This is a genomic window from Chelonobacter oris, assembly GCF_000772535.1.
GTDB lineage: Bacteria > Pseudomonadota > Gammaproteobacteria > Enterobacterales > Pasteurellaceae > Chelonobacter > Chelonobacter oris.
This window is the reverse complement of sequence record NZ_JSUM01000010.1, coordinates 154809-180530: the sequence shown is the minus strand read 5'-3', so window position 1 is coordinate 180530 and position 25722 is coordinate 154809. Positions and strand designations below refer to the sequence as shown.

Annotated in this window: 37 protein-coding genes and 1 riboswitch; of the genes, 34 read left to right on the top strand and 3 right to left on the bottom strand. The window is 42.6% G+C overall.

Translation table 11 applies throughout. The features are described from left to right. Positions 1-23: 23 nt before the first annotated feature. The 23 genes from rpsS (at position 24) to rplQ (ending at position 10923) form a co-directional block, all read left to right on the top strand. A complete protein-coding gene (gene rpsS / locus OA57_RS06540) occupies positions 24-296 on the top strand; it encodes a 30S ribosomal protein S19 (protein ID WP_034615154.1) in 273 nt (90 codons plus the stop codon). A 15-nt stretch (positions 297-311) separates the two neighbouring features. After that, entirely contained in the window at positions 312-644 is a 333-nt protein-coding gene (rplV, locus tag OA57_RS06535; RefSeq protein ID WP_034615150.1) for a 50S ribosomal protein L22, read from the top strand. A 10-nt stretch (positions 645-654) separates the two neighbouring features. After that, positions 655-1356 carry a 30S ribosomal protein S3 gene (gene rpsC, locus OA57_RS06530; protein ID WP_034615147.1) on the top strand — a complete coding sequence of 234 codons (702 nt, stop codon included), beginning with the start codon at positions 655-657 and terminating at the stop codon, positions 1354-1356. Positions 1357-1369: 13 nt separating this feature from the next. Next, the gene (gene rplP / locus OA57_RS06525) at positions 1370-1780 is read left to right on the top strand and encodes a 50S ribosomal protein L16 (RefSeq protein ID WP_034615144.1); all 411 of its coding nucleotides are present in this window, start codon (positions 1370-1372) and stop codon (positions 1778-1780) included. Continuing rightward, positions 1780-1971 carry a 50S ribosomal protein L29 gene (rpmC, locus tag OA57_RS06520; protein ID WP_034615141.1) on the top strand — a complete coding sequence of 64 codons (192 nt, stop codon included), beginning with the start codon at positions 1780-1782 and terminating at the stop codon, positions 1969-1971. The genes rplP and rpmC overlap by 1 nt, the downstream gene beginning before the upstream one ends. Continuing rightward, on the top strand, positions 1971-2225 hold the full coding sequence (gene rpsQ / locus OA57_RS06515; protein WP_034615138.1) for a 30S ribosomal protein S17: 255 nt from the start codon (positions 1971-1973) through the stop codon (positions 2223-2225). The genes rpmC and rpsQ overlap by 1 nt, the downstream gene beginning before the upstream one ends. 159 nt (positions 2226-2384) lie before the next feature. Continuing rightward, a complete protein-coding gene (gene rplN / locus OA57_RS06510) occupies positions 2385-2756 on the top strand; it encodes a 50S ribosomal protein L14 (RefSeq protein WP_034615134.1) in 372 nt (123 codons plus the stop codon). 10 nt (positions 2757-2766) lie between these two features. Then, positions 2767-3090, top strand: coding sequence for a 50S ribosomal protein L24 (gene rplX, locus OA57_RS06505; RefSeq protein WP_034615132.1), 324 nt, complete (start codon positions 2767-2769; stop codon positions 3088-3090). A 15-nt stretch (positions 3091-3105) separates the two neighbouring features. Then, complete coding sequence (rplE, locus tag OA57_RS06500; RefSeq protein ID WP_034615129.1) at positions 3106-3645, top strand: 50S ribosomal protein L5; 540 nt, start codon at positions 3106-3108, stop codon at positions 3643-3645. 12 nt (positions 3646-3657) lie between these two features. After that, entirely contained in the window at positions 3658-3963 is a 306-nt protein-coding gene (rpsN, locus tag OA57_RS06495; RefSeq protein ID WP_034615126.1) for a 30S ribosomal protein S14, read from the top strand. Between the two features lie 39 nt (positions 3964-4002). Then, positions 4003-4395, top strand: a complete 393-nt coding sequence (rpsH, locus tag OA57_RS06490; protein WP_034615123.1) for a 30S ribosomal protein S8 — start codon at positions 4003-4005, stop codon at positions 4393-4395. A 15-nt stretch (positions 4396-4410) separates the two neighbouring features. Continuing rightward, entirely contained in the window at positions 4411-4944 is a 534-nt protein-coding gene (gene rplF, locus OA57_RS06485; protein WP_034615120.1) for a 50S ribosomal protein L6, read from the top strand. Positions 4945-4956: 12 nt separating this feature from the next. Continuing rightward, positions 4957-5310: a 50S ribosomal protein L18 gene (rplR, locus tag OA57_RS06480; RefSeq protein WP_034615117.1), complete on the top strand. Its 354-nt coding sequence runs from the start codon at positions 4957-4959 to the stop codon at positions 5308-5310. 15 nt (positions 5311-5325) lie between these two features. Next, entirely contained in the window at positions 5326-5826 is a 501-nt protein-coding gene (gene rpsE, locus OA57_RS06475; RefSeq protein ID WP_034615114.1) for a 30S ribosomal protein S5, read from the top strand. Between the two features lie 6 nt (positions 5827-5832). Continuing rightward, positions 5833-6012 (top strand): 50S ribosomal protein L30, encoded by a 180-nt coding sequence (rpmD, locus tag OA57_RS12395; RefSeq protein WP_084257858.1) that lies wholly within the window; start codon positions 5833-5835, stop codon positions 6010-6012. Between the two features lie 4 nt (positions 6013-6016). Continuing rightward, the gene (gene rplO / locus OA57_RS06470) at positions 6017-6451 is read left to right on the top strand and encodes a 50S ribosomal protein L15 (RefSeq protein ID WP_034615111.1); all 435 of its coding nucleotides are present in this window, start codon (positions 6017-6019) and stop codon (positions 6449-6451) included. 7 nt (positions 6452-6458) lie between these two features. Next, entirely contained in the window at positions 6459-7784 is a 1326-nt protein-coding gene (gene secY, locus OA57_RS06465) for a preprotein translocase subunit SecY (RefSeq protein ID WP_034615109.1), read from the top strand. 27 nt (positions 7785-7811) lie between these two features. Next, on the top strand, positions 7812-7925 hold the full coding sequence (gene rpmJ, locus OA57_RS12390) for a 50S ribosomal protein L36 (protein ID WP_084589884.1): 114 nt from the start codon (positions 7812-7814) through the stop codon (positions 7923-7925). A 138-nt stretch (positions 7926-8063) separates the two neighbouring features. After that, complete coding sequence (gene rpsM / locus OA57_RS06460) at positions 8064-8420, top strand: 30S ribosomal protein S13 (protein ID WP_034615108.1); 357 nt, start codon at positions 8064-8066, stop codon at positions 8418-8420. A 15-nt stretch (positions 8421-8435) separates the two neighbouring features. Next, the gene (gene rpsK / locus OA57_RS06455; protein WP_034615403.1) at positions 8436-8825 is read left to right on the top strand and encodes a 30S ribosomal protein S11; all 390 of its coding nucleotides are present in this window, start codon (positions 8436-8438) and stop codon (positions 8823-8825) included. 29 nt (positions 8826-8854) lie between these two features. After that, the gene (gene rpsD, locus OA57_RS06450; protein ID WP_034615105.1) at positions 8855-9475 is read left to right on the top strand and encodes a 30S ribosomal protein S4; all 621 of its coding nucleotides are present in this window, start codon (positions 8855-8857) and stop codon (positions 9473-9475) included. A 28-nt stretch (positions 9476-9503) separates the two neighbouring features. Next, positions 9504-10493: a DNA-directed RNA polymerase subunit alpha gene (locus tag OA57_RS06445; protein WP_034615103.1), complete on the top strand. Its 990-nt coding sequence runs from the start codon at positions 9504-9506 to the stop codon at positions 10491-10493. Positions 10494-10533: 40 nt separating this feature from the next. Continuing rightward, positions 10534-10923, top strand: a complete 390-nt coding sequence (rplQ, locus tag OA57_RS06440; RefSeq protein ID WP_034615100.1) for a 50S ribosomal protein L17 — start codon at positions 10534-10536, stop codon at positions 10921-10923. 75 nt (positions 10924-10998) lie between these two features. Here rplQ and OA57_RS06435 read toward each other — a convergent pair whose 3' ends face one another. The 3 genes from OA57_RS06435 to ubiK are packed head-to-tail and all read right to left on the bottom strand — an operon-like array spanning position 10999 to position 13267. After that, on the bottom strand, positions 10999-11682 hold the full coding sequence (locus tag OA57_RS06435; RefSeq protein ID WP_034615097.1) for a metallophosphoesterase family protein: 684 nt from the start codon (positions 11680-11682) through the stop codon (positions 10999-11001). A gap of 3 nt (positions 11683-11685) precedes the next feature. Further along, positions 11686-12954, bottom strand: coding sequence for a multifunctional transcriptional regulator/nicotinamide-nucleotide adenylyltransferase/ribosylnicotinamide kinase NadR (gene nadR / locus OA57_RS06430; RefSeq protein WP_034615094.1), 1269 nt, complete (start codon positions 12952-12954; stop codon positions 11686-11688). 22 nt (positions 12955-12976) lie between these two features. Further along, positions 12977-13267, bottom strand: coding sequence for a ubiquinone biosynthesis accessory factor UbiK (gene ubiK, locus OA57_RS06425; RefSeq protein WP_034615092.1), 291 nt, complete (start codon positions 13265-13267; stop codon positions 12977-12979). A gap of 113 nt (positions 13268-13380) precedes the next feature. Beyond that, positions 13381-13531, top strand: a riboswitch (FMN riboswitch). 130 nt (positions 13532-13661) lie between these two features. Between ubiK and ribB the strand changes: the two genes are divergently transcribed. The 11 genes from ribB to OA57_RS06370 all read left to right on the top strand — a co-directional run bounded on the left by ribB (position 13662) and on the right by OA57_RS06370 (position 25665). Further along, positions 13662-14306, top strand: a complete 645-nt coding sequence (gene ribB, locus OA57_RS06420; RefSeq protein ID WP_034615400.1) for a 3,4-dihydroxy-2-butanone-4-phosphate synthase — start codon at positions 13662-13664, stop codon at positions 14304-14306. Positions 14307-14511: 205 nt separating this feature from the next. Continuing rightward, a complete protein-coding gene (locus OA57_RS06415) occupies positions 14512-15453 on the top strand; it encodes a D-ribose ABC transporter substrate-binding protein (protein ID WP_034615090.1) in 942 nt (313 codons plus the stop codon). 53 nt (positions 15454-15506) lie between these two features. Beyond that, the gene (locus OA57_RS06410; RefSeq protein ID WP_034615087.1) at positions 15507-16091 is read left to right on the top strand and encodes a DUF2291 family protein; all 585 of its coding nucleotides are present in this window, start codon (positions 15507-15509) and stop codon (positions 16089-16091) included. A gap of 5 nt (positions 16092-16096) precedes the next feature. Continuing rightward, on the top strand, positions 16097-17620 hold the full coding sequence (locus OA57_RS06405; RefSeq protein WP_034615084.1) for a sugar ABC transporter ATP-binding protein: 1524 nt from the start codon (positions 16097-16099) through the stop codon (positions 17618-17620). 156 nt (positions 17621-17776) lie between these two features. Further along, on the top strand, positions 17777-18688 hold the full coding sequence (locus tag OA57_RS06400) for an ABC transporter permease (RefSeq protein ID WP_235424643.1): 912 nt from the start codon (positions 17777-17779) through the stop codon (positions 18686-18688). A gap of 67 nt (positions 18689-18755) precedes the next feature. Continuing rightward, complete coding sequence (locus tag OA57_RS06395) at positions 18756-19586, top strand: transketolase (RefSeq protein ID WP_034615079.1); 831 nt, start codon at positions 18756-18758, stop codon at positions 19584-19586. After that, positions 19579-20517 (top strand): transketolase family protein, encoded by a 939-nt coding sequence (locus tag OA57_RS06390; protein WP_034615077.1) that lies wholly within the window; start codon positions 19579-19581, stop codon positions 20515-20517. Before OA57_RS06395 ends, OA57_RS06390 begins: the two co-directional genes overlap by 8 nt. 9 nt (positions 20518-20526) lie before the next feature. Then, a complete protein-coding gene (locus OA57_RS06385) occupies positions 20527-21999 on the top strand; it encodes an FGGY family carbohydrate kinase (protein ID WP_034615075.1) in 1473 nt (490 codons plus the stop codon). Between the two features lie 22 nt (positions 22000-22021). Beyond that, positions 22022-23440, top strand: a complete 1419-nt coding sequence (locus tag OA57_RS06380; RefSeq protein WP_034615071.1) for an L-fucose/L-arabinose isomerase family protein — start codon at positions 22022-22024, stop codon at positions 23438-23440. A gap of 126 nt (positions 23441-23566) precedes the next feature. After that, positions 23567-24520 (top strand): sugar-binding transcriptional regulator, encoded by a 954-nt coding sequence (locus tag OA57_RS06375; protein WP_034615055.1) that lies wholly within the window; start codon positions 23567-23569, stop codon positions 24518-24520. 98 nt (positions 24521-24618) lie between these two features. Then, the gene (locus tag OA57_RS06370) at positions 24619-25665 is read left to right on the top strand and encodes an extracellular solute-binding protein (RefSeq protein WP_034615052.1); all 1047 of its coding nucleotides are present in this window, start codon (positions 24619-24621) and stop codon (positions 25663-25665) included. The last annotated feature ends 57 nt before the right edge of the window (positions 25666-25722 follow it).

Sequence of the window (25722 nt, the reverse complement as noted above, 5' to 3'; positions counted from 1 at the left end):
TTAATATAAAAAGAGGATAAGCCATGCCACGTTCTCTCAAGAAGGGTCCTTTTATTGACCTACACTTGCTGAAGAAGGTAGAGAAAGCGGTGGAAAGCGGGGATAAAAAACCAATTAAAACCTGGTCCCGTCGTTCAATGATCATTCCATCAATGATCGGATTGACCATCGCAGTCCATAATGGTCGTCAGCACGTTCCTGTTTTTGTGTCCGATGAAATGATCGGACACAAATTGGGTGAATTTGCCCCGACTCGTACTTACCGCGGTCATGCCGCTGATAAGAAAGCTAAGTAAGGAAGGAAGTAAAAGATGGAAACTATTGCAAAACATCGTTTCGCTCGCACTTCAGCTCAAAAAGCTCGCTTAGTTGCTGATTTAATTCGCGGTAAAAATGTTGCTCAAGCTCTGGAAATCTTGACTTTCACTAATAAAAAAGCTGCTGCTTTGGTGAAAAAAGTTCTGGAGTCTGCAATTGCTAACGCAGAGCATAATGACGGTGCAGATATCGATGATCTTAAAGTTGCCAAAATCTTCGTTGACGAAGGTCCAAGCATGAAACGTGTTATGCCACGTGCCAAAGGTCGTGCAGATCGTATTTTAAAACGTACAAGCCACATCACTGTGGTTGTGTCTGACAAGTAGGAGAATAGCAATGGGTCAAAAAGTACATCCTAATGGTATTCGCCTTGGTATTGTTAAACCTTGGAGTTCAACCTGGTTTGCGAATACACAAGATTTCGCTGATAACTTGGAAGGCGATTTCAAAGTACGTAAATTCTTGAATAAAGAATTAGCCAACGCTTCTGTTGCCCGTATCGATATCGAGCGTCCGGCGAAGAGCATTCGTGTGACGATTCACACTGCTCGTCCGGGAATCGTAATTGGTAAAAAAGGCGAAGATGTTGAAAAATTGCGTAATAAACTGGCGGAAATCACTGGTGTTCCTGCGCAAATCAATATCACTGAAGTTAAAAAGCCTGAACTGGATGCGAGATTGGTCGCAGAAAGCATCGCTTCACAATTAGAGCGTCGTGTTATGTTCCGTCGCGCTATGAAACGTGCTGTACAAAACGCAATGCGTTTAGGTGCGCAAGGAATCAAAGTTGAAGTAAGCGGCCGTTTGGGTGGTGCAGAGATTGCACGTTCCGAATGGTATCGTGAAGGTCGCGTACCTTTGCATACATTACGTGCAGACATCGATTATAACACTGCGGAAGCTCATACTACATACGGCGTTATCGGCGTTAAAGTATGGATTTTCAAAGGTGAGATTCTTGGTGGAATGGCTGCAGTTATGCAATCGGAACAACAACCTGAAGCGCAGCCTAAAAAAGCGCGCAAAGGTCGTAAGTAAGGAGATTGAATAAATGTTGCAACCAAAACGTACAAAATTCCGTAAAGTCCACAAAGGTCGTAACCGTGGATTAGCGGCAGGTACCGATGTGAGTTTCGGTACATTCGGCTTAAAAGCAGTTGGTCGTGGTCGTTTAACCGCTCGTCAAATCGAAGCGGCTCGTCGTGCGATGACGCGTGCGGTTAAACGTCAGGGTAAAATCTGGATTCGTGTATTCCCAGATAAACCGATTACTGAGAAGCCATTGGAAGTCCGTATGGGTAAAGGTAAAGGTAACGTTGAGTACTGGGTAGCCTTGATTCAACCGGGTAAAGTGCTATATGAAATGGATGGTGTGTCTGAAGAAATCGCAAGAGAAGCGTTTGCATTAGCGGCGGCGAAATTGCCAATCAAGACAACCTTCGTAACTAAAACGGTGATGTAATGAAAGCTCAAGAACTACGTACAAAAAGTGTTGAAGAGCTGAATGCTGAATTGGTTAACTTGTTAGGTGAGCAATTCAAGTTGCGTATGCAAGCAGCCACCGGTCAGCTTCAACAAACCCATCAGTTGAAACAAGTGCGTCGTAATATTGCACAAATTAAAACTGTTCTAACCGAAAAGGCGGGTGAGTAATGACTGATAAGATTCGTACAGTACAAGGTCGTGTTATCAGCGATAAAATGGACAAATCGTTCACAATCGCTATCGAACGTATGGTTAAACATCCGCTTTACGGGAAGTTTATCCGTCGTACAACCAAGTTACACGTACATGACGAGACCAATGAGGCGAATGTCGGTGATTTAGTGGAAATTCGCGAATGTCGTCCTATTTCTAAAACTAAATCATGGACTTTGGTTCGTGTAGTAGAAAAATCTGTAATTTAATTATTTGATTTACAATATTTTTCTAAATGAATAAAAGTAAACGGATTATCCGTTTACTTTTTTGTACCCATTTGTCGAAAGTGGTGATATAATGCCGCTCCCCGACAATGTGGGGGAACGTCCCGAAAGGGTTTTTTTTGATTTTAGCGGAGCACTAATATGATCCAAGAACAGACTATGCTGGACGTTGCTGATAATTCAGGCGCTCGTAGCGTAATGTGTATCAAGGTTCTAGGTGGCTCACACCGCCGTTACGCCGGTATTGGCGACATTATCAAAATTACTGTGAAAGAAGCAATTCCTCGCGGTAAAGTAAAAAAAGGTGATGTATTAAAAGCGGTAGTGGTGCGCACCAAGAAGGGTGTACGTCGCCCAGATGGTGCAGTTATTCGCTTCGATGGTAATGCCTGTGTTATTTTAAATAATAATACCGAGCAACCAATCGGTACACGTATTTTCGGACCGGTGACTCGTGAACTTCGTTCAGAGAAGTTTATGAAAATCATTTCATTGGCCCCGGAAGTAGTGTAAGGAGAGTGTCATGGCTGCAAAAATCCGTCAAAACGATGAAGTAATCATGTTAACCGGAAGTGCTGAAAAGGGCAAAGGTAAGCGTGGTAAAGTAACAAAAGTACTGTCTAACGGTAAAGTTATCGTTGAAGGTTTAAACATGGTTTCCAAACATGAGAAACCGGTTCCGGCTTTAGGTAAAGCCGGTGGCATTGTAAAAAAAGAAGCGGCAATCGACGTTTCTAACGTAGCAATCTATAATCCGTCAACTAATAAAGCTGACCGCGTAGGCTTCCGGTTTGAAGACGGCAAAAAAGTCCGTTTCTTTAAATCTACTGGTGAAACAATTAAATAATACTGGAGTATAGCGATGGCGAAACTGCATGATTATTACAGAGATCAAGTAGTAAACGAATTGAAAGATAAATTCGGCTACAAATCTGTCATGCAAGTCCCACGAGTCGAAAAGATAACCCTGAATATGGGTGTGGGTGAAGCGCTGACCGATAAAAAACTGTTGGATAACGCAGTAGCGGATCTGGCAGCGATTAGCGGTCAAAAACCTTTAATCACTAAAGCACGCAAATCCGTTGCAGGCTTTAAGATTCGTCAGGGATATCCAATCGGCTGCAAAGTAACACTACGTGGTGAACGTATGTGGGAATTCTTTGAACGATTGATTCATATTGCGGTTCCTCGTGTCCGTGATTTCCGTGGTTTAAGCGCGAAATCATTTGACGGCCGCGGAAACTACAGCATGGGTGTGCGTGAGCAAATCATCTTCCCTGAAATCGATTACGATAAAGTGGATCGTGTTCGTGGTTTGGATATTACTATCACAACGACTGCGAAAACGGATGAAGAAGGTCAAGCACTACTGGCTGCCTTTAACTTCCCATTCCGTAAATAAGGCAGGTTACAAATGGCTAAAACATCAATGAAGATGCGCGATTTGAAACGCGCAAAACTGGCTGAAAAATTCTATGCTCAACGTATTGAGTTGAAAAAAATTATTTCAGACGTGAATGCCTCTGACGAAGATCGTTGGAATGCTGTGTTAAAGTTACAATCTTTACCACGCGACTCCAGCCCGTCTCGTCAACGTAATCGTTGCCGTCAAACCGGTCGTCCGCACGGTGTGTTGCGTAAGTTCGGTTTGAGCCGTATTAAGGTTCGCGAAGCTGCCATGCGTGGTGAGATTCCGGGTCTTAAGAAAGCAAGCTGGTAATTTAACCACTTTAATTTGGAATCATGGGAGTAAAGACACATGAGCATGCAAGATCCAATCGCAGATATGTTGACCCGTATTCGTAACGGTCAAGCTGCGAACAAAATCGCGGTCAACATGCCTTCCTCCAAGCTGAAAGTGGCTATTGCCAATGTGCTTGCGGAAGAAGGTTATGTTGAAAACGTAAAAATTTCCGAAGGTGTTAAGCCTGAATTGGAAATTACTTTAAAATATTTTCAGGGTAAACCTGTTGTAGAAAGTATCCAGCGTATCAGTCGTCCAGGTCTGCGTATCTATAAACGCAAAGACGAATTACCAAGTGTAATGGGTGGATTAGGTATCGCTGTGGTTTCTACTTCTAAAGGTGTGATGACTGACCGTGCCGCGCGTAAAGCCGGTTTGGGCGGTGAGATCATCTGTTACGTAGCTTAATAGAGAGGTAGGAAGATGTCTCGTGTTGCTAAAGCACCCGTTAATATTCCTGCCGGCGTTGAGGTAAAACTTAACGGCCAGCTATTAACGGTAAAAGGTAAGAATGGCGAGTTATCTCGTACCATTCATAATGAAGTTGAAGTTAAACAAGAAGATGGTGCGCTGACTTTTGTTCCTCGTAATGACGGCAAAGGTGCGAATGCACAATCCGGTACGGCTCGTGCACTTGTTAACGCAATGGTTATCGGTGTTACTGAAGGCTTCACTAAGAAGTTAAGATTGGTGGGTGTAGGTTACAGAGCTCAAATTAAAGGCAATAGTATTGCTTTAAGTTTAGGTTTCTCTCATCCGGTTGAGCACGCATTGCCGACTGGTATCAAAGCTGAATGTCCGTCACAAACAGAAATTGTTTTGACCGGTGCAGACAAACAGCTTATCGGACAAGTCGCTGCAGATATTCGTGCTTATCGCCGTCCTGAGCCTTACAAAGGTAAAGGGGTACGTTATGACGATGAAGTCGTGCGTACTAAAGAGGCTAAGAAAAAATAATAAGGTAACACTATGGATAAGAAATTGGCTCGTATCCGTCGTGCAACTCGCGCACGTCATGCGATGAGAGAGCAAGGAGTAACCCGTTTGGTTATCCACCGCACTCCTCGTCACATTTATGCGCAAGTTATTGCACCTAACGGTTCAGAAGTACTTGCTGCTGCTTCAACTGTTGAAAAAGTAATTAGTGAGCAAGTGAAATATACCGGTAATAAAGATGCTGCTGCTGTAGTGGGTAAAGCCATTGCTGAACGAGCATTAGCCAAAGGCGTTGAAAAAGTTGCCTTTGATCGTTCCGGTTTTAAATATCATGGTCGTGTGCAAGCATTGGCCGACGCTGCTCGTGAAGCTGGTCTACAGTTCTAATAGAGGTAATTTGAGATGGCAAACATCGAAAAACAAGCTGGTGAACTGCAAGAGAAGCTAATCGCGGTAAACCGTGTTTCTAAAACAGTTAAAGGTGGTCGTATTTTCAGCTTCGCTGCATTGACAGTGGTAGGTGATGGTAACGGTCGCGTAGGTTTTGGTTACGGTAAAGCCCGTGAAGTTCCGGCAGCGATCCAAAAAGCGATGGAGAAAGCCCGTCGTAATATGGTTAACGTAGCGATTACAGAAGGTACTTTACAGCACCCTGTGAAAGGTAGTCATACTGGTTCCCGTGTTTTCATGCAGCCGGCCAGTGAGGGTACCGGTATCATTGCAGGCGGTGCGATGCGTGCAGTATTAGAAGTTGCTGGCGTACGTAACGTATTGTCTAAAGCATACGGTTCAACCAACCCAATTAACGTTGTCCGTGCGACGATTGATGCATTGGCAAATATGAAATCACCAGAAATGGTTGCTGCTAAACGCGGTAAAACCGTTGATGAAATTTTGGGGTAATGGATCATGGCAAAAACTATTAAAGTAACACAAACACGTAGCTCAATCGGTCGTTTGCCGAAACATAAAGCTACGCTTCGTGGCCTAGGTCTTCGCCGTATCAACCACACAGTAGAGTTAATTGATACGCCTGCTGTTCGTGGCATGATCAACCAAGTTTCATACATGGTTAAAGTAGAGGAGTAAGAGAATGCGTTTAAATACTCTGTCTCCGGCTGATGGAGCTAAAAAAAGTGCTAAACGTCTTGGACGTGGTATTGGTTCCGGATTAGGTAAAACAAGTGGTCGTGGTCATAAAGGACAGAAATCCCGTAATAACGGTGGTGGTGTTCGTCGTGGCTTTGAAGGCGGACAAATGCCTTTGTATCGCCGCTTGCCAAAATTCGGTTTCACTTCGCAAAAAGCACTGGTTTCAGCTGAAATCCGTTTGAATGACTTGTCAAAGGTTGACGGTGAAGTAACATTGGAGTCACTGAAAGCCGCAGATGTTATTTCTAATAACATCCAATTTGCCAAAGTTATTCTGGCCGGTGAAGTTAAAGGTCCTGTCGTTGTACGTGGTTTACGTGTAACTAAAGGTGCTAAAGCAGCAATCGAAGCTGCTGGCGGCTCAGTTGAGGAATAATTAGTCAATGGCAAAACAACCAGGTTATCAAGCAAAAAGTACCCAAGGTGGTACAGGTGAGCTTAAAAGAAGATTATTGTTTCTGTTAGGAGCATTGATCGTTTTTCGGATAGGCTCATTTATTCCGGTTCCTGGTATTGATGCCGCTGTATTAGCTCAGTTGATCAATCAACAACAAGGTACTATCATCGACATGTTCAACATGTTCTCAGGTGGTGCCTTGAGTCGTGCCTCCGTCTTTGCGTTAGGGATTATGCCGTATATATCGGCATCGATCATTATCCAGTTATTAACTGCGGTACACCCAGCATTGGCTGAATTGAAGAAAGAAGGTGAAGCAGGTCGTCGTAAAATTAGTAAATACACTCGATATTCCACATTGGTGTTAGCTACGATTCAGGCGATAGGCATTTCCACCGGATTACCAAGTATGATTCCCGGACTGGTTCCAAATCTCGGTTTGGGCTTTTACGTAACTGCAGTTGTCAGTCTTGTTACCGGAACAATGTTCCTTATGTGGCTGGGCGAGCAAATTACCGAACGGGGAATCGGAAACGGTATTTCTTTAATCATCTTTGCAGGTATCGTTGCCGGACTGCCTTCTGCGATTGGTCAAACCATTGAGCAGGCGCGTCAAGGACAGATGAATGTGCTGGTATTATTGTTGATTGCCGTTATTGTGTTTGCAGTAACATATTTTGTTATCTTTGTAGAAAGAGGACAAAGAAGAATAGTGGTTAACTATGCGAAACGCCAACAAGGCCGGCATATGTTAGCTGCACAAAGTTCACATTTACCATTGAAAGTGAATATGGCCGGTGTTATTCCTGCTATTTTTGCTTCAAGTATTATTTTGTTTCCGGCTACTTTAACCCAGTGGTTCGGACAAGGTACTAATATGGATTGGCTGTCGAACTTATCATTGTTATTGGCACCGGGAGAACCGATTTATCTGGTTCTTTATGCGGTAGCAATTATTTTCTTCAGCTTTTTTTACACTGCAATGCAATATAATCCACGCGATACTGCGGATAATCTGAAAAGATCCGGTGCTTTTATCCCGGGTATTAGACCAGGTGAACAAACATCTCGCTATATTGACAAAATCATGACTCGTTTGACCTTGATTGGTGCATTATATATTACGTTTGTTTGTTTAGTGCCTTATATTATGACTTCAGCTTGGAATGTACAATTCTACTTTGGTGGAACCTCACTTCTAATCGTTGTAGTAGTAATTATGGATTTCATCGCACAGGTTCAAAGTCACTTGATGTCGACCCAATATGAATCTGCGCTGAAGAAAGCAAACCTTAAAGGGTTCGGGCAATAGTCGCCCATAAGATAAAAGGGAAAAGCAATGAAAGTTCGTGCTTCCGTAAAAAAAATGTGTCGTAACTGCAAAGTGATCAAACGTGACGGTATCGTTCGAGTGATCTGTAGTGATCCGCGACATAAGCAACGTCAAGGTTAACCTCAATTTTCCTTGCAAAGAACAAGCTGAGCGGGTATACTGCTCAGCTCATTTCGTCCTGATATGCTGTTTGAGTATCCTGAAACGGGCTTTTCAAGATCAGCATATCAATTAACTTTAAGTAAATAGGAGTGCATAGTGGCCCGTATTGCAGGCATTAACATTCCTGATCACAAGCATACTGTAATTGCACTAACTGCAATCTACGGAATCGGCAAAACCCGTTCAAAAGCGATTTGTGCTGCGGCTGGTATTGCTGAAGATGTTAAGATCAGAGAATTGTCTGAAGAGCAGATTGATATTCTGCGTGACGAAGTTGGTAAATTTACCGTTGAGGGTGATTTACGCCGTGAAGTAACCTTAAACATCAAACGTCTTTTAGACTTGGGATGTTATCGTGGTTTACGCCATCGTCGTGGTTTACCGGTACATGGTCAACGTACTAAAACAAATGCGCGTACCCGTAAGGGTCCTCGTAAGCCGATCAAGAAATAATCGGGGTAAATGATAATGGCTAAAACACCAATTCGTGCACGTAAACGTGTAAAAAAACAAGTCGTAGATGGCGTGGCACATATCCATGCGTCTTTCAATAACACAATCGTTACCATTACAGACCGTCAAGGTAATGCTTTAGCATGGGCTACAGCAGGTGGTTCAGGTTTCCGTGGTTCACGTAAATCTACTCCGTTTGCTGCACAGGTTGCTGCTGAGCGTTGTGCCGAAGTTGTTAAAGAGTTCGGTTTGAAAAATTTGGAAGTTATGGTAAAAGGACCTGGTCCTGGTCGTGAGTCAACAATTCGTGCGTTGAATGCTGCGGGTTTCCGTATCACCAACATCACTGACGTGACTCCGATTCCTCATAACGGTTGTCGTCCACCGAAAAAACGTCGTGTTTAATGGCGTTATAGGATAGTTGGAGAAAGAAAATGGCAAGATATTTGGGTCCTAAACTCAAGCTAAGCCGTCGTGAAGGGACTGACTTATTCCTTAAGTCCGGTGTCCGCGCGATTGAATCAAAATGTAAATTAGATACGGCACCCGGTCAACACGGTGCTCGTAAAGCGCGTTTATCCGATTACGGTAGTCAATTACGTGAGAAACAAAAAGTCCGTCGTATGTACGGCATTTTGGAACGTCAATTTCGTAATTACTACAAAGAAGCTAATCGTTTAAAAGGTAATACCGGTGAAAATCTATTGGTATTATTGGAAGGTCGTTTGGATAATGTTGTTTACCGTATGGGATTTGCAGCAACTCGTGCCGAAGCTCGCCAATTAGTGAGCCATAAAGCGATTGTGGTAAATGGTCGTGTGGTTAATATTCCATCGTTCCAAGTTTCTGTTGAAGATGTTGTGGCTGTGCGTGAAAAATCGAAAAAACAAGCGCGTATCAAAGCATCGTTAGAATTAGCAGAGCAAAGAGAGAAACCAACATGGTTGGAAGTTGATGCTGCTAAAATGGAAGGCGTATTTAAACGTATTCCTGAACGTTCTGATTTATCAGCAGACATTAACGAACATCTGATCGTTGAGCTTTATTCTAAATAATAGAGCTTAGAAGCAAAGAGAGGATAAAATGCAGGGTTCTGTGACAGAATTTTTAAAGCCACATTTAGTTGATATCGAGCAATTAAGCCCGACTCACGCTAAAGTGACATTAGAACCGTTAGAACGTGGTTTCGGCCACACATTAGGTAATGCGTTACGTCGTATTCTATTATCTTCCATGCCGGGTTGCGGTGTGACTGAAGTGGAAATTGACGGCGTGTTACATGAGTACAGCAGTAAAGAAGGCGTTCAAGAAGATATTCTGGAAGTTCTCCTTAACTTAAAAGGTCTAGCGGTTAAAGTGCAGAATAAGGATGATGTATTCCTGACTCTGAGCAAATCTGGAATCGGACCTGTTGTTGCTGGCGATATTACCCATGACGGGGATGTAGAGATTGTTAATCCTGAGCATGTTATTTGCCATTTGACGGATGCGAACGCATCTATTAATATGCGAATTCGCGTACAGAGAGGTCGTGGCTATGTTCCGGCTTCCGCACGTATGCATGCTCAAGACGAAGATCGCCCGATTGGTCGTTTATTGGTTGATGCGTGTTACAGCCCGGTAGATCGTATTGCTTACAATGTTGAAGCTGCCCGTGTTGAACAACGTACCGATTTAGATAAATTAGTTATCGAAATGGAAACCAATGGTACTATTGATCCTGAAGAAGCGATTCGTCGTGCAGCGACAATTCTAGCAGAGCAACTTGATGCATTCGTTGATTTGCGTGATATTCGTCAACCTGAAATTAAAGAAGAAAAACCGGAATTTGATCCGATTCTTTTGCGTCCGGTGGACGATTTAGAGTTGACAGTTCGTTCTGCTAACTGTTTGAAAGCAGAAACAATTCACTATATCGGTGATTTAGTTCAACGTACTGAAGTCGAGTTATTGAAAACCCCGAATCTTGGTAAGAAATCACTTACTGAAATTAAGGATGTACTGGCTTCGCGTGGACTGTCACTGGGTATGCGCCTTGAAAATTGGCCTCCGGCAAGTATTGCTGAAGACTAATTTCGGTATGGATTAAGATTTTTCTGAGAAGGATAAGCTCATGCGCCATCGTAAGAGTGGTCGTCAACTAAACCGTAATAGCAGTCATCGCCAAGCGATGTTCCGTAATATGGCAGGTTCTTTAGTTCGTCATGAAATCATCAAGACGACTTTGCCTAAAGCGAAAGAATTACGTCGTGTAGTTGAGCCGTTAATTACTTTAGCGAAAGCCGACAGCGTTGCAAACCGCCGTTTAGCTTTTGCACGTACCCGCGACAACGAAATCGTTGCGAAATTGTTTAATGAATTAGGTCCGCGTTTTGCTCAACGTGCAGGTGGTTACACTCGCATTTTGAAATGTGGATTCCGTACCGGTGATAATGCACCTATGGCTTATATTGAGCTGGTTGATCGTCCGGAAGTTTCGGCTGAAGAAGCTGCTGCGGAATAATAATTCTGAACGCAAAATATAAAAAAAGCTCGCCAATTGGTGAGCTTTTTTTATATCTGAATTTTGCTTTATCAGTTAGCGATCATCAATATTCTGTAACAAATATTTGCCGTTGATTGTGGCTAGGCTGCGGAATCCGATATTGAAAATTTCGAGTGCAGAGTGGTTAAGTGCGGTATAGTCAAAATTTTCATGATGATGACCATGAAAAATCTTTTTGACCCCCATTTTTTCAGCCAGCTGATTAATCACCTTAAATCCCGACGGATGCGGTTTGGGCGCCTCATGACAGATGAGAATATCGGCCTGTTGTTGTTCCAATTGTTCAAAATCGGAAAGAAAAATCGAAGTGCGGTGTCGCAACGGCAAACCGCCTTGCCAAATTTTATCCTGAGGGCAATATTGGCAGAAATGAATCGGATCGAAAAAGAGCGGTTTGTTTGGCGGCATCCAGATTTGTCCGCGAAAAACGCCGCCTAAGCCGGCGATTCTTACGCCTTGAATTTCAACAACACGGCCATGTAGATTACGGTGTTTCCATTCGCTTCCCCACAATGCCTGAAAAGCACCTACGGTCTTACTGTCGTGATTGCCGTGAATAAACCATAATTCACAATACTGCGCCAATTTATTCAGAATATCACAGTCCGTTAATTGTAAGTCCCCCAAAATAATCAGGGCGATTTCTTCATTTTGTTGTTGTAGAAGCGGTAAAAGATGGTCAAAACTACCGTGAGGATCGCCGGCGAATAGCAACATGGGTTAAGTCTCCCTGCTGTTATTGTCGGATTGCAGTTCCGGCAGATCTTCATCATTCAACACTTTTTCGACAATCTCTTTTGCCATATTATAACGTTCCAAATAGCTCGGCGATTCAATTTCAATATAGGGAACTTTATATTTTTCCAGTAATCTTTTCAGTAAATCTTGGAATTTCTGTCGGGATTTATGATCGCCTAAACTGCGTAAACCGTCGTCAACCCATTTCGTATTATTGGAGAGCAAGATGGTGATATCAAACGGATATTCCTTAATCATGGAATCTAAAAAAGGGTGTGCTTTACCTTCATATTGGATACAAAACGCTTGGGTAGTAATAAAATCGGTGTCGATAACGGCGACTTTATGTGCGTGGCGTACGGCATAATCCAAGTAGCGTAAGTGACCGATTGCCATCAGCGGATAATCGGAAAACTGCATAGCCTGCTCGTCACCTCCGAGCTGTTCAAATACATATTCCCGCCCGTACTCCCAAGCAGAAGTCGTGTTGAAAACCGTTGCCAGTTTGTTAACCAACACGCTTTTTCCACTGCTTTCTCCACCGAGAATTGCAATCGTTTTGGCAAAGAAAGGCCGTACCTCTTTCGGAATAAATTTCCAGTAATGAAAAGGGTGATTACGAATTTTGGTTGCGGAAACATTGAAAAATTTGCGTTCAGGATCAACCAGATTGACTTGCAGACCCAAATATTTTTCATAAGGTTCTTGGTCTTGCGGCTCACTGCTGAAGACAATGGTCGGGCTGACATTTTTTTCCTCGAATAGCTTCCGCACCCGCGCCGCCCACGCTTCCCAACCGTTAGGATAACTCGGCAATCCGTCTTCAATCAAATGGTGGATAAAAATGTGTTTTTGCTGATACTTGAAAATTTGTTGCATCCAACGTAGCCGATCTTGCGGCGTCGGCATTTTTTTCATTTTGCTGTCGTAAAACAATTTTAAATCCCGCTCGCTTTCCGTACAAACGACCACATGAATTTCATCGACCTTACTGAACGCTTCGTAAATCATATTGATATGCCCGGTGTGTACCGGATAGAACTTGCCGAAAATAACACCGATTTTTTTATTATCGGCTTCGGTGATATGCAAAACCTTATGTAACGCTTGTAATTTGATTGCGCTGGGGTTCTTGATTTTCCCGCTGACCAATTGATTAAAATAAGCGCGTGTGACACCGGCCTGTTCGCAAATTTCCGCCACTTTCAGGTTGAGTTGTTTTCGCTTTTGTTGCAAATAGGCAAATGACATCGGTTTTGCTCCATAGATAAGATTATTCGGCGCGTTCAGCGGTTTCAATCGTACTTGTCGTATTGGTAAGTACTAATTTACTTTCTAGCGCTTCAATGCGTTGTTCAAGTGCGGTCAGTTTTTCGCGGGTACGGAGCAGAACCTGTGTCTGCACCTCAAAATCTTCATGGGTAACAACATCCAATTTTGCCAATTGCGCTTGAATGATTTGTTTTACTTTGGCTTCCATATCTTCACCAAAATTCTTAACTCCTTGGGGTAAAGCATCATGAATTTGTTGGGCGAATTGTTCGAGTTTTTTAGGGTTCAGCATAGCGCATGTTCCAAGATAATGAATGTAGCTGCTATTGTACGAAATGGACTGATTAAAGGAAACTTTTTTGTGCAAACTACTGGGCAGATCAGTTTTTTCAGTTATAATGTGCAGGCAATTCTCAGGGCGGGGCGAAATTCCCCACCGGTGGTAAGGGTGCAAAGCGCACTTAAGCCCACGAGCGCCCGCATTTATGTGCGGGGTCTAGCAGATTCGGTGTAAATCCGAAGCCGACAGTGATAGTCTGGATGGTAGAGAATGAGGGCTTTTCTTGAACGGAAAGTTTACTTTTGCTATGTGAAACCGCACTTTTATGTTTTTTAACAAAGTGTGGTTTGACGGCTCTCCGCTTGCCCTGATTCTGGTATCTATATTTAATGTTGAGGAATTTACCATGAGTCAGTCATTACTCACCCAATTTGGCGATAGCCAACAACGCGTTGTTGCTGCAATCGAAGCGTTTAAACAAGGTAACGGCGTTTTAGTATTGGACGATGAAGATCGTGAAAACGAAGGCGATCTAATTTTTCCGGCAGAAACGATTACCACCGAACAAATGGCAAAATTAATCCGCTACGGTAGCGGCATTGTGTGCCTTTGCATCACGGATGAATTATGCCGACAACTGGATTTACCGCCGATGGTCGGCATTAATACCAGTGTCAACAAGACTGCATTTACCGTTACCATTGAAGCCGCAAAAGGTGTCTCGACCGGCGTTTCCGCCGCAGATCGGGTGACCACCGTGAAAGCCGCCGTTGCCGATAATGCCAAACCGAGTGATTTACACCGACCGGGGCATGTTTTTCCGTTAAGAGCGGCTAATAACGGGGTTTTAGAACGAAACGGGCATACCGAAGCAGCGATAGATTTGGCACGTCTTGCCGGATTCAAATCAGCCGGCGTTATTTGTGAGATTACTAATGAGGACGGCAGCATGTCCAGAACGCCGGAATTGGTGGAATTTGCATTAGCAAATGGTTATGCCGTCGTAACAATTGAGGACATGATTGAATATCGGTTGAAGTTTAACCTTTAAAATAACTCACTTTATCGAGAAAGCGGCAAATTTGCCGCTTTTTTGCATTTAGCCTGCCTGAATTCGCTCAATCTATAAATCGCAATAAAAATTTTGTGACTTACTTCTTATTTTAAGACAGATCTACTATTCCTTAGTTGATCGATTAGCTATAGTATTCTTGAATTTATAATCCATTGTGAATAAATATTCAAGGGAGCTTGATATGACACTGAAATTTTTAACTTCATCACTTTTAGCCGCAACCCTTGCTTTTTCTTCAACAATAGCAAATGCAAATAATGAGTTAATCGCTATTATTACACCATCCCATGATAATCCGTTTTTTAAAGCGGAGGCGGAAGGTGCGAAGCAGAAAGCCGAAGAATTGGGGTATACAACGCTTGTGGCCTCTCATGACGATGATGCCAATAAGCAAGATCAGTTAATTGCAACGGCAGTGGCTCGTAAAGCAAAGGCAATTATTTTGGATAATGCCGGTTCAGATGTAACCGTCGGGGCATTAGAAAAAGCAAAAGCCGCAGGCGTCCCTGCCTTTTTAATTGATCGTGAAATTAATAAAACAGGCATCGCAGTTTCTCAGATTGTTTCCAATAATTATCAAGGTGCTCAGTTGGGCGCTGAGAAATTTGTCGAATTGATGGGGGAGCAAGGTTTATATGTTGAATTACTGGGGCGTGAATCAGATACCAATGCTTCAGTTCGTTCCCAAGGATTTCACGACATTATCGACGATTATCCTGAAATGAAAATGGTTGCACAACAAACTGCAAACTGGAGTCAGACAGAAGGATTTACCCGTATGGAATCTATCTTGCAGGCTCATCCAAATATTAAAGGCGTTATTTCAGGAAATGACACGATGGCGCTAGGGGCGGAGGCCGCATTAAAAGCCGCCGGTAGAACCGATGTTATTGTTGTTGGTTTTGATGGTAGTGATTATGTGCGAGATTCCATTTTGGCCAATGGTAATATTAAAGCGACAGTGTTACAACCAGGTTGGGATCAGGCTCAGGAAGCGGTGATGCAAGCCGACGCCTTTATTAAAACGGGCAGTACAGGCAAAGATGAGAAACAATTAATGGATTGTATTTTGATTGATGCCGATAATGCAAAAAAATTAAATAGCTTTGCGATGAGTAAATAAACTGAAATACCATGGGATATATGTAGCAATATATCCCATATAAGGAGTGTAAAATGCAAAGATATAAAAGTTTAAAAGCAAACTTATTTTTAATATGTATGAGTTTATTCCTTGTTAGTTGTGAAGTTGTCGATTTAGATTCAGCCGGAAAGCCAATTATTCCAATGTCAGCAGAAGAATCCTCTGCATTAAATAATATGGATCCTAAAGATATTGCCGATAAAATTTGGAATGACGTATTACAAGAGGCAAGACAATCTGATATAAGTCTGAAGCAAATATTGTCAAATACAGCGAATGAGAAAAGTTATTTTACTATGCTGAATGGGGTTTTAGAAAATATTGATGAACGGCAAAATTTAATGGTTAGATCCGATGATCAAATAATAACTGTTCAATTCGGAAAAATTATTCGAGGAAACGCGATTCGTGATGCTTCGTCTGTCATCAGTTTTGATCAATTCAAGAACCAGATTCAATTTGCCAAATTATCAAAAGAGTTAAATAAAAAGGCAATGGTGAGTATAACGAAGCTTGACCGCACTTTGCTTGGTAAAGACATCAACCTCTTGATTGCATTGACGATTAAAAATAAACAAATTCAAGATGTGGTGCCGCTTGAAATTTATGCGGAGTAAATTCTATGGTTATGGAAAATCCTGAAATTGTCATGCGGGCAGAAAATATTTCAATGATATTCCCGGGGACAAAAGCTTTGGATAGCGTCAGTTATAATGTTTATCGCGGAGCCGTTAATGTCATCATCGGTGAAAATGGTGCCGGAAAATCCACGTTAATGAAAATTTTGGCCGGTGTACAGCAACCAACAGAAGGTGAACTTTATATTAATGATAAAAAAGTAATGATCAGCAGTACGCGTAGTGCCGCTGAATATGGTATCGGCATGGTTCATCAAGAGTTAAACTTATCTGAAAACCTAAGTGTAATGGAGAATATTTTTCTTGGTCGAGAAATACAATCGGGTCTTTTTCCAATCAATACTAAAGCACAATATGATATTACAGATAAATTATTGAAACGATTAAAACAGAATATTAATCCTGTAGAGATTGTATCGGATTTGAAGGTGGGACAAAAACAATTAATTGAAATTGCCAAGGCGTTAGTCGGTGAAATAGATATTTTAATATTAGACGAGCCGACGTCGGCATTAAGTAAAACAGAAGTGCAGATCTTATTCGATGTTATTCGAGAATTAACTTCACAAGGGGTGTCAATCATTTATATTTCTCATCGACTTGAAGAACTTATGGAAATAGGCACGTATATTACTATTTTACGTGATGGTAAATTTCAGTCGGAAGCTGCTGTAAAAGATATTGATGTGCCTTGGATTATCAGAGAAATGTTGGGCAGTGATCCGGTAACAAATTTCTTGCCTGAGAATAGAGAATTTGGTGTGAAAATTCTCGAAGCAGAAAATATTACATTGATTAATGAAGCGGAACAGAAGGTTGTAAATGATGTATCTTTTGATTTACGTGCGGGAGAGATTGTCGGTATTTATGGTCTGATGGGCGCCGGGAGAACGGAACTATTTGAGTGTTTACTGGGTAAGGCTGAATATCAGGGGCGTTTTTCTTTAAACGGTATCATTATTAATCCGAAAACGTCGACGACCAATCGAATTAAGATGGGAATTGGTTTGGTACCGGAAGATCGAAAACGCACCGGTATTTTTCCGATCAGCTCCGTTGCTAATAATTTAACGATTTCCAGTTTATGGAAAAGATTGCAAGGTGGGGGTATTTCCATTTCGACAGCCGATGAAAAAAGAGCGGTTGATTCGACTATCGGAGAACTTTCAATAAAAGTTTCCTCTCCTGATGTTGAAATTCAGGCACTGAGCGGCGGGAACCAGCAAAAAGTGGTTATTGGACGTTCATTATTAACCGAACCGAAAGTACTTTTACTTGATGAACCGACCCGGGGAATTGATATTGGTGCAAAAGCGGATGTGTTTGAAATGATGGTTAAATTATCACAACAGGGAATTGGTATTTTATTTTCTACTTCTGATTTAAAAGAGATTATGGCGGTTTCTGACCGGATACTGGTGATGTCTAATGGCAAATTAACTGAGAATATTGCCAGAAAATATGCAACGGAATCAGGATTGGTGACGGCCAGCGCCAAAGGATTCTAAATTTAAGAGGAATTATATATGTTTAAATCTTCATTGTCCGGCAGCAATATTTTTTTATTGATGTTGAAATTAAGAACATTTATTGCGTTATTTATTATTCTGGGTTTCTTTTCTATTATGATTGATGGTTTTTTAAATCCTTCAAGCCTTATTATTATGATGAAACATATTTCGATTAATGCACTGTTAGCGTTAGGAATAACGTTTGTGATCATTACGGCAGGGATTGATTTATCGATCGGAGCGATTTTAGGTTTTTGTGGAATGATAGCAGGTTATATGATTTCAAAAGGCATTATTTTGCCGATGTTTGGTATTGCTATCTTCCCGAGTATCTGGCTCATTATTCCTGCGGTTTTATTAATCGGGGCTTTAATCGGTGCATTGAACGGCTGGATCATTACCCGTTATAACGTCGCTCCTTTTATTTGTACGCTCGGAACCATGTATATTATTCGAGGTGCAGCGATGTTGACCTCTGGCGGGGAGACCTTTCCGGGGTTGTCCGGCAATCCGCAGCTGGGTAATACCGGTTTTGAGCAGATTGGGGCGGGAAGCTTGTTAGGTATTCCATACGCAATTTGGTTGATGTTTATTGTAGCGGGTATTATCGCCTATATTGCCAAACGGTTACCTTTTGGGCGGCATGTGTATGCGATTGGTGATAATGAAAAAGCCGCCGAGCTGTCGGGTATTAAAGTGACGAATACCAAAATTTGGGTTTATACCATTTCCGGTTTGTGTGCAGCATTAGCCGGCATCGTTGTGACTTCACAATTAGTTGCAAGCCATCCGGCAACCGGGACTGCTTTCGAAATGAATGCTATCGCAGCCGTTGTGCTCGGTGGTACTTCACTTGCCGGCGGACGCGGGACAATCGGGGGCACACTGGTCGGGGCATTTGTTATCGGTATTCTGGCGGACGGGCTGGTTATGATGGGAGTTAGTGAATTTTGGCAAATGGTTATTAAAGGTATCGTTATTATTGTTGCGGTTGTGGTGGATCAAATGCAAAGCCGCTTACAGTACAAAGCCGCAATCAGCTCGCAAAAAGTCGAGACAGATTAATACGCAGTTACCACAAAATTTTTTGAACAGATTGAATATATATTCACAATTGAATAAGGAGTTGAAGATGAATCCGTATAAATTATCCTATAAGGCGTTAGAACAGAAGGCGAGGGCAATTCGTCGCAAAATTGTGGTATTGAACGCCAATAGCCCGGCAGGCGGACATACCGGAGCCGATTTATCTCAAGTGGAAATTGTGGCGTCATTGTATTTTCGGGTATTAAATTGTGCGCCTGATCGTTTGGCTGATCCGGAAAGAGATATCTATATTCAATCTAAAGGTCATGCCGCAGGGGGATATTATTGTTGTTTGGCGGAAGCGGGATATTTTCCGGAAGCGTGGCTGGCAACCTACCAACATGCGGACTCTAAATTACCGGGACATCCGGTTAAGCAAAAAACACCCGGTGTTGAACTTAATACCGGTGCGCTTGGACATGGGCTACCTGTTGCCGTCGGTTTGGCATTAGCGGCAAAAAAGAGCGGTAGCCAACGTAAAATTTATGTTGTGACAGGAGATGGTGAGCTTGGAGAAGGAAGCAATTGGGAAGCGGCTATGGTTGCCGCTCAGTATAAATTAGATAATTTGATTATTATTAATGATAAAAATAAGCTCCAGTTGGCCGGTTATACGAAAGATATATTGAACACCGATCCACTGGATAAAAAGTGGGACGCATTCGGTATGGACGTTTCTGAATGCGAAGGAAATAGTGTGCAGTCAATAGTTGAAACCCTGGAAGGATTGAAACCCAGTGGCAAGCCTCATGTTGTGATCGCGAATACTATCAAAGGCGCCGGTATTTCTTTTATCCAAGGAAAACCGGAATGGCATCACAAAGTGCCAAACGGGGAAGAGCTAAATTTAGCATTAGAGGAGTTGAAAGATGAATAACGCAGAACATTTAGCCAATATTATGGTAGAAAAATTTATTGATGCGGTAAATCACGGAATAGATTTAGTACCGGTTGTTGCCGATTCGACCTCAACTGCCAAAATTGCACCGTTTATCAAAGCATTTCCGAATCGTCTGGTAAATGTCGGTATTGCCGAGCAGACATTGGTCGGCTGTGCGGCGGGATTGGCTTTGGGAGGTAAAGTTGCGGTAACCTGTAACGCCGCGCCTTTTCTTGTTTCTAGAGCTAATGAACAAGTTAAAGTTGATGTTTGCTACAACAATACCAATGTCAAATTATTCGGGTTGAATTCCGGTGCCAGTTATGGGCCGTTAGCCAGTACGCATCACAGCTTGGATGATATTAGTGTGATGCGTGGGTTCGGCAATATTCAAATCTACGCCCCGTCTAGTCCAATGGAATGCAGGCAGATTATTGACTATGCGATTAATACTGTCGGACCGGTCTATATTCGTTTGGACGGAAAAGATCTGCCGGAGTTGCATTCTGAAGACTATAGCTTTATTCCCGGAAAGATTGATGTGCTTCAATCGGGTTCTGATGTTGCCCTGATTGCAATGGGATCAACCGTCCATGAAATTGTTTCCGCCGCTGAAAAGCTCAACGCAAAAGGGATTATGCCGGTCGTTGTGAACGTACCCTCTATCCGCCCTTGTGATACACACTCTCTATTTAACGCCATTAAACATGTGAAATTGGCGGTAACGGTTGAAGAACATAATATTAATGGCGGGTTAGGCAGCTTGGTTGCCGAAGTGTTAGCCGAGCATGGGGCGGGTATTCGCTTAAAACGTCTCGGTATTGCCGACGGAGAATACGCCCTGGCGGCGGATCGCAAAACAATGCGTGCGTACCATGGCATTGATGCCGAGCGTGTTGCTGACTCAGTGTCGGCGCTGCTGAAATAGGAGAATGCTATGGCTCAACCCTTTATTTTATCAATTGATGAAGGTACGACGAATACAAAAGCGGTTGCCATTAACAAAGACGGAAAAGTTGTGGCAAAAGGGAGCAGGCCGGTTGCCTTATATCACCCATATCCGGGATGGGCAGAACAGAGCCCGTTAGAGATCTGGCATGAAACCGAAGATGCGATTGCACAGTGTTTAAGCCGACTGGATATTGCCGATTTAAGTGGAATTTCAATCAGCAATCAACGTGAGTCGGTATTGGCATGGGAACGTAGCGGCGGTAAGCCGCTTTCTCCACTGATTAGTTGGCAATGCCGGCGAACGGAAGATTTCTGTCGACAAATTGCAGTCATGCCAAAGGCGGAAAGCCTCAAATATTTGACCGGTTCCGTGCTTGATCCGCTATTTCCGGCATCGAAAATTCATTGGTTATTGGACAATATCGATAATGGCTTTGCAAGAGCGGTCAATGGTGAAATCTGCGTAGGCACTGTTGATGTGTGGTTGGTTTGGCAGCTAACAAACGGCAAGTCTTTTGTTACCGATTACTCCAATGCCTCACGTTATCAACTTTTCAATTTGCATACGGCACAATGGGATAAAGAATTATTAACGTTATTCGGCATTCCCGTGCAATGTTTGCCGGAAATCATCTCTTCAAGCGGCTACCGTGGAGAAACATTACATTGCAGCGTATTACCCGACGGTATCCCAATTTTCGCTCAGATAGGGGATTCACATGCGGCACTATACGGACAAGGCGGGTTTCATGATGGGATTGTCAAAGCGACTTACGGTACAGGCAGCTCCTTAATGACGAAAAGTAGAGGTTTGTCAGTAAATGATCTCACAGTCAGTACGACGGTTGCTTGGCATGACGCTAAATTAAGTTTTGCTTTGGAAGGTAATATTACGCATACCGGTGCCGCCTTAGGCTTTATAGCCAAACTTTTAAGTGTTCGAAATGTTGAGAGGCTCAGTGAAATGGCTCAATCGGTCGAAAGTAATCAAGGCGTTTATTTTGTTCCGGCACTTGCCGGATTGGGTGCGCCTTACTGGGATAGTAAGGTTCGAGGAATGATTTGTGGGTTAACAGATTCCTCAACACCGGAAGTGATTGCAAGAGCTGCATTTGAATCTATCGCTTATCAAGTCGCCGATCTCTTTTTTAATATGGAGAAATCGCTTGGGGAAAAATTGGGAACACTTTCTGTAGATGGCGGACCGACCAAGAATGAATGGTTAATGCAATTTCAGGCTGATTTATTACAACGAGAAATCATTTGTAGTGATATTGCGGAAGTATCCGCATTAGGCGCTGCTTTTCTGGCGGGCAGGGCGATCGGATGGTGGCAAGGTTATCAGGCGTTATCAAATCTTCCCCGTGCAGTGACAATCATTGCGCCTAACCGCCGATCTGAAATGATGGTCGATAATTATATGTTGTGGCAACAAGCCGTACAGCGGGCAAGATTTTAAGTAAATAATAGGAGTGATTAAAATGAAAAAAGCATTGGAAAAAATGACCGTGGCAGTCCTTATCGCAAATCGAGGTTTTTTCCCCAGTTATTTAGTGGGGGACGCAAGACGTGAAGCCATCGGTATTTTTGACGAACTGAATATTAAGACGGTTATGCTTACAGCGGAGCAAACCAACTATGGCGGCATAGAATCACATCAAGACGCCAAAATTGCCGCAGAGTTATTAAAAAAACATCGAGATGAAATTAATGGTATCGTAGTGCTCTTGCCTAACTTTGGTGATGAAAAAGCCATTTCGGAAACTATTCGTTATTCAGGTCTAAATGTACCGGTTCTCATTCAGGCTGAAGAAGACGAATTAAATAAAATGGGATTGGCAACACGTCGTGATAGTTTTTGTGGAAAAATTTCGTTATGTAATAATTTACGTCAGTACGGAATTCCTTTCACGTTAACCACTCAACATGTTTGTCGCTTAACCGGTGCGATCTTTAAACGAGATTTACAAGAGTTCATTGCGTTATGCCGGATAGTTAAGGCAATGAAAGGTTGTCGGGTAGGGGCTATCGGCGCACGTCCAACGAGTTTTAATACTGTTCGTTATAGTGAAAAATTATTGGAGCGGTTGGGGGTGACGGTTGAGACTATCGATTTATCGGAAATTTTCAGCCGTGTACATAATTTAAGGGATAATGATTTAAGGATTCCGGATAAATTGGCATTGTTAAAGAATAATGCGGATACATCGACTATTCCGGAAGAAAAGTTATTAATTATGGCAAAACTTTTTGTGGTGATCAGCCATTGGATTGTTGAAAATGATATCGATACAACGGCAATTCAGTGTTGGACATCTTTGCAAAATACACTGGGAATAAATGTCTGTTCTATTATGAGTGTGATGTCGGGGCAGCTTATTCCCAGTGCGTGTGAAGTGGATGTCATGGGGGCGCTTTCAATGTATGCCTTATCTGTTGCATCAGTAAAACCGGCCTCTATTGCTGATTGGAACAATAATTTTGGCGATGACAGGGATAAATGCGTCATGTTCCATTGCGGAAATTTTGCAACCGATGAGTTGCATGAGCCGTTCATGAGCACTGCGGACATTATCGGTACAACGGTAGGGGGTGAAAATACCTGTGGAGCAATCAATGGCCGAATGAAGGCGGGGCCGCTAACGTATTTCAGACTTTCAACGGACGATTTCAGCGGAAAAGTGAAAGCTTATGTCGGTGAGGGTAAGTTTGTCGATGATGATTTGGATACCGTCGGTTGTCGAGCCGTAATTCAAGTCAGAGGATTGGAGCAATTATTGGCTTATATTTGTAACAATGGTTTTGAGCATCATGTCGCATTTAACCATTCTTCATCGGCTAAAGTGCTATACGAAGCATTTTCAAAATATTTAGGGTTAGAGTGCTATTACCACCGATAAGGTTTCTAAGGTGTCAGAAAAGGATTATTATTTTTATAATCCTTTTTTATTTTATGAATAAGTTTGAAGATGATAATATGCAGATGTTGAAAATATCGCTATTAGGATGAGGGTGGGTTACTTAGTATGTCTATTCGGGATGAGTTACGGCTTCTTGTTAAAATCGCCAATTTGTATTATATCGATAAAATGAAACAATCGGATATTGCAAGAAAACTCAATCTTTCTCAGTCATTCGTTTCTCGCGCATTGGCTCGCAGTTTAAGCGAAGGAATCGTCAAAATCAATATTGTTCAACCGGCAGAAGTTTTCCTGAATCTTGAAAACCGATTGCAAGAGAAATTTAGTTTGGATCAGGTTGTTATCGTTGATATAGATGAAACGAACGATAGTGCAACAATCAAAAAAGCGATTGGGTCGGCGGCGGCGTATTATTTACAAACAACTATTCGTGATAATGAATTGATAGGATTATCTGCTTGGAGCGATACCATTAAAGCCATGACGGAGCAACTTCCAAAGCAGGCGATAAAAGCCAAAGGCGTGGTACAGCTCTTGGGCGGAGTCGGAATTAATGGCAGTGTTCAGGCTAATTTTATGACACATGAATTGGCTGACAAACTAAACTGTCAGCCTTTTTTATTACCGGCGCAAAGTTTAACCGGAACAATGAATTATAAAAATGAGCTGTTCAGCAGTAATGAAATTGCTTCGGTTGTCAGTCAATTCAAGGATATTGATGTTGCCTTAATTGGAATAGGTATGTTGGAACCTTCTCTATTGCTAAAGAATTCGGGACTTTACTACAAAGAAGAAATGCTGGGTTTTCTGGCGTCGAAAGGTGCGGTCGGCGATATTTGCCTACATTATTATGATCAAAACGGGGTTCCAATCTTGAGTGAAAATGAGGATCCTATCATCGGTATGCCGCTTAATCTTGTGAAAGAATGTCCCCGAGTCGTTGCGTTGGCCGGTGGGAAAGAGAAAGTCGGTGCAATATTGGGTGCATTGAAAGGCGGCTATATTGACGTATTGATTACCGATAAATTTGTCGCGGCCAAATTATTGAATGAAGATTAAGGTTTTCTATACATTTACTGTTATATTTGACTATAATATCTCCCTTTCAAACAGACTATTATAGAAACGTTGAGTAGCAATTAATAAGGAATCAAGCTATGAAAAAACTTTCGGCTCTTTTCACCGCCGCGGCGATGTTGTTTGCTGTCAGCCATTCGGCAAATGCAGATGACGATACGGTTTATCTTTACACTTGGACGGAATATGTGCCGAGCGGATTGCTGGACAATTTTACCAAAGAAACCGGAATTAAAGTGATCGTCTCCAGTTTGGAATCGAATGAAACCATGTATGCCCGATTGAAAACATTGGGCAAAAACGGCGGCTATGATGTGATTGCTCCGTCAAATTATTTCGTGTCCAAAATGCGCAAGGAAGGCATGTTGATGCCGTTGGATCACAGCAAATTGCCGGTGATTAAAGAGCTGGATCCGAACTTACTGAATAAACCGTATGATCCGAATAATACGTATTCACTGCCGCAAATTTTGGGCGCACCGGGTATTGCGTATAACCGTGATGTGGTGGATTCAAGTAAAATCGGCTCTTGGGGCGATTTGTGGAATGCGGAATATCAAGATCGGCTGCAATTATTAGATGATGCGCGTGAGATTTTCAATATCGCATTATTAAAATTGGGACAGGATCCGAACACCACTGATCCGGAGGTGATCAAACAGGCTTATGAAGAGCTGTTGAAACTGCGTCCGAATGTGTTGGCGTTCAGCTCCGACAATCCGGCGAATGCGTTTGTGGCGGGCGAAGTCGATTTGGGAATGTTATGGAACGGTTCGGCTTATATTGCCCGTAAAGACGGTGCGCCTATCGATCTGTTGTGGCCGAAAGAAGGGCCGGTGTTATGGGTTGACACCTTAGCGATTCCGACTACCGCACAAAATCCGGATGGTGCGCACAAGCTGATTAATTACCTGTTAAGTGCCGAAGTGGCGAAACAACTGGCATTAGAAATCGGTTATCCGACGCCGAATCTGGCGGCGCAAAAATTGTTGCCGCCGGAAATGGTCAACGACAGCTCGCTCTATCCACCGGCGGAAATCCTGCAAAAAAGTTACTGGCAAGATGATGTCGGCGATGCGGCGATTATCTATGAAAACTACTATCAGCAGTTAAAAGTTGCGAAGTAATTCGCAGTGGGTATACAAAGTGCGGTCTGTTGTCAAAATAGACCGCACTTTTTGTTT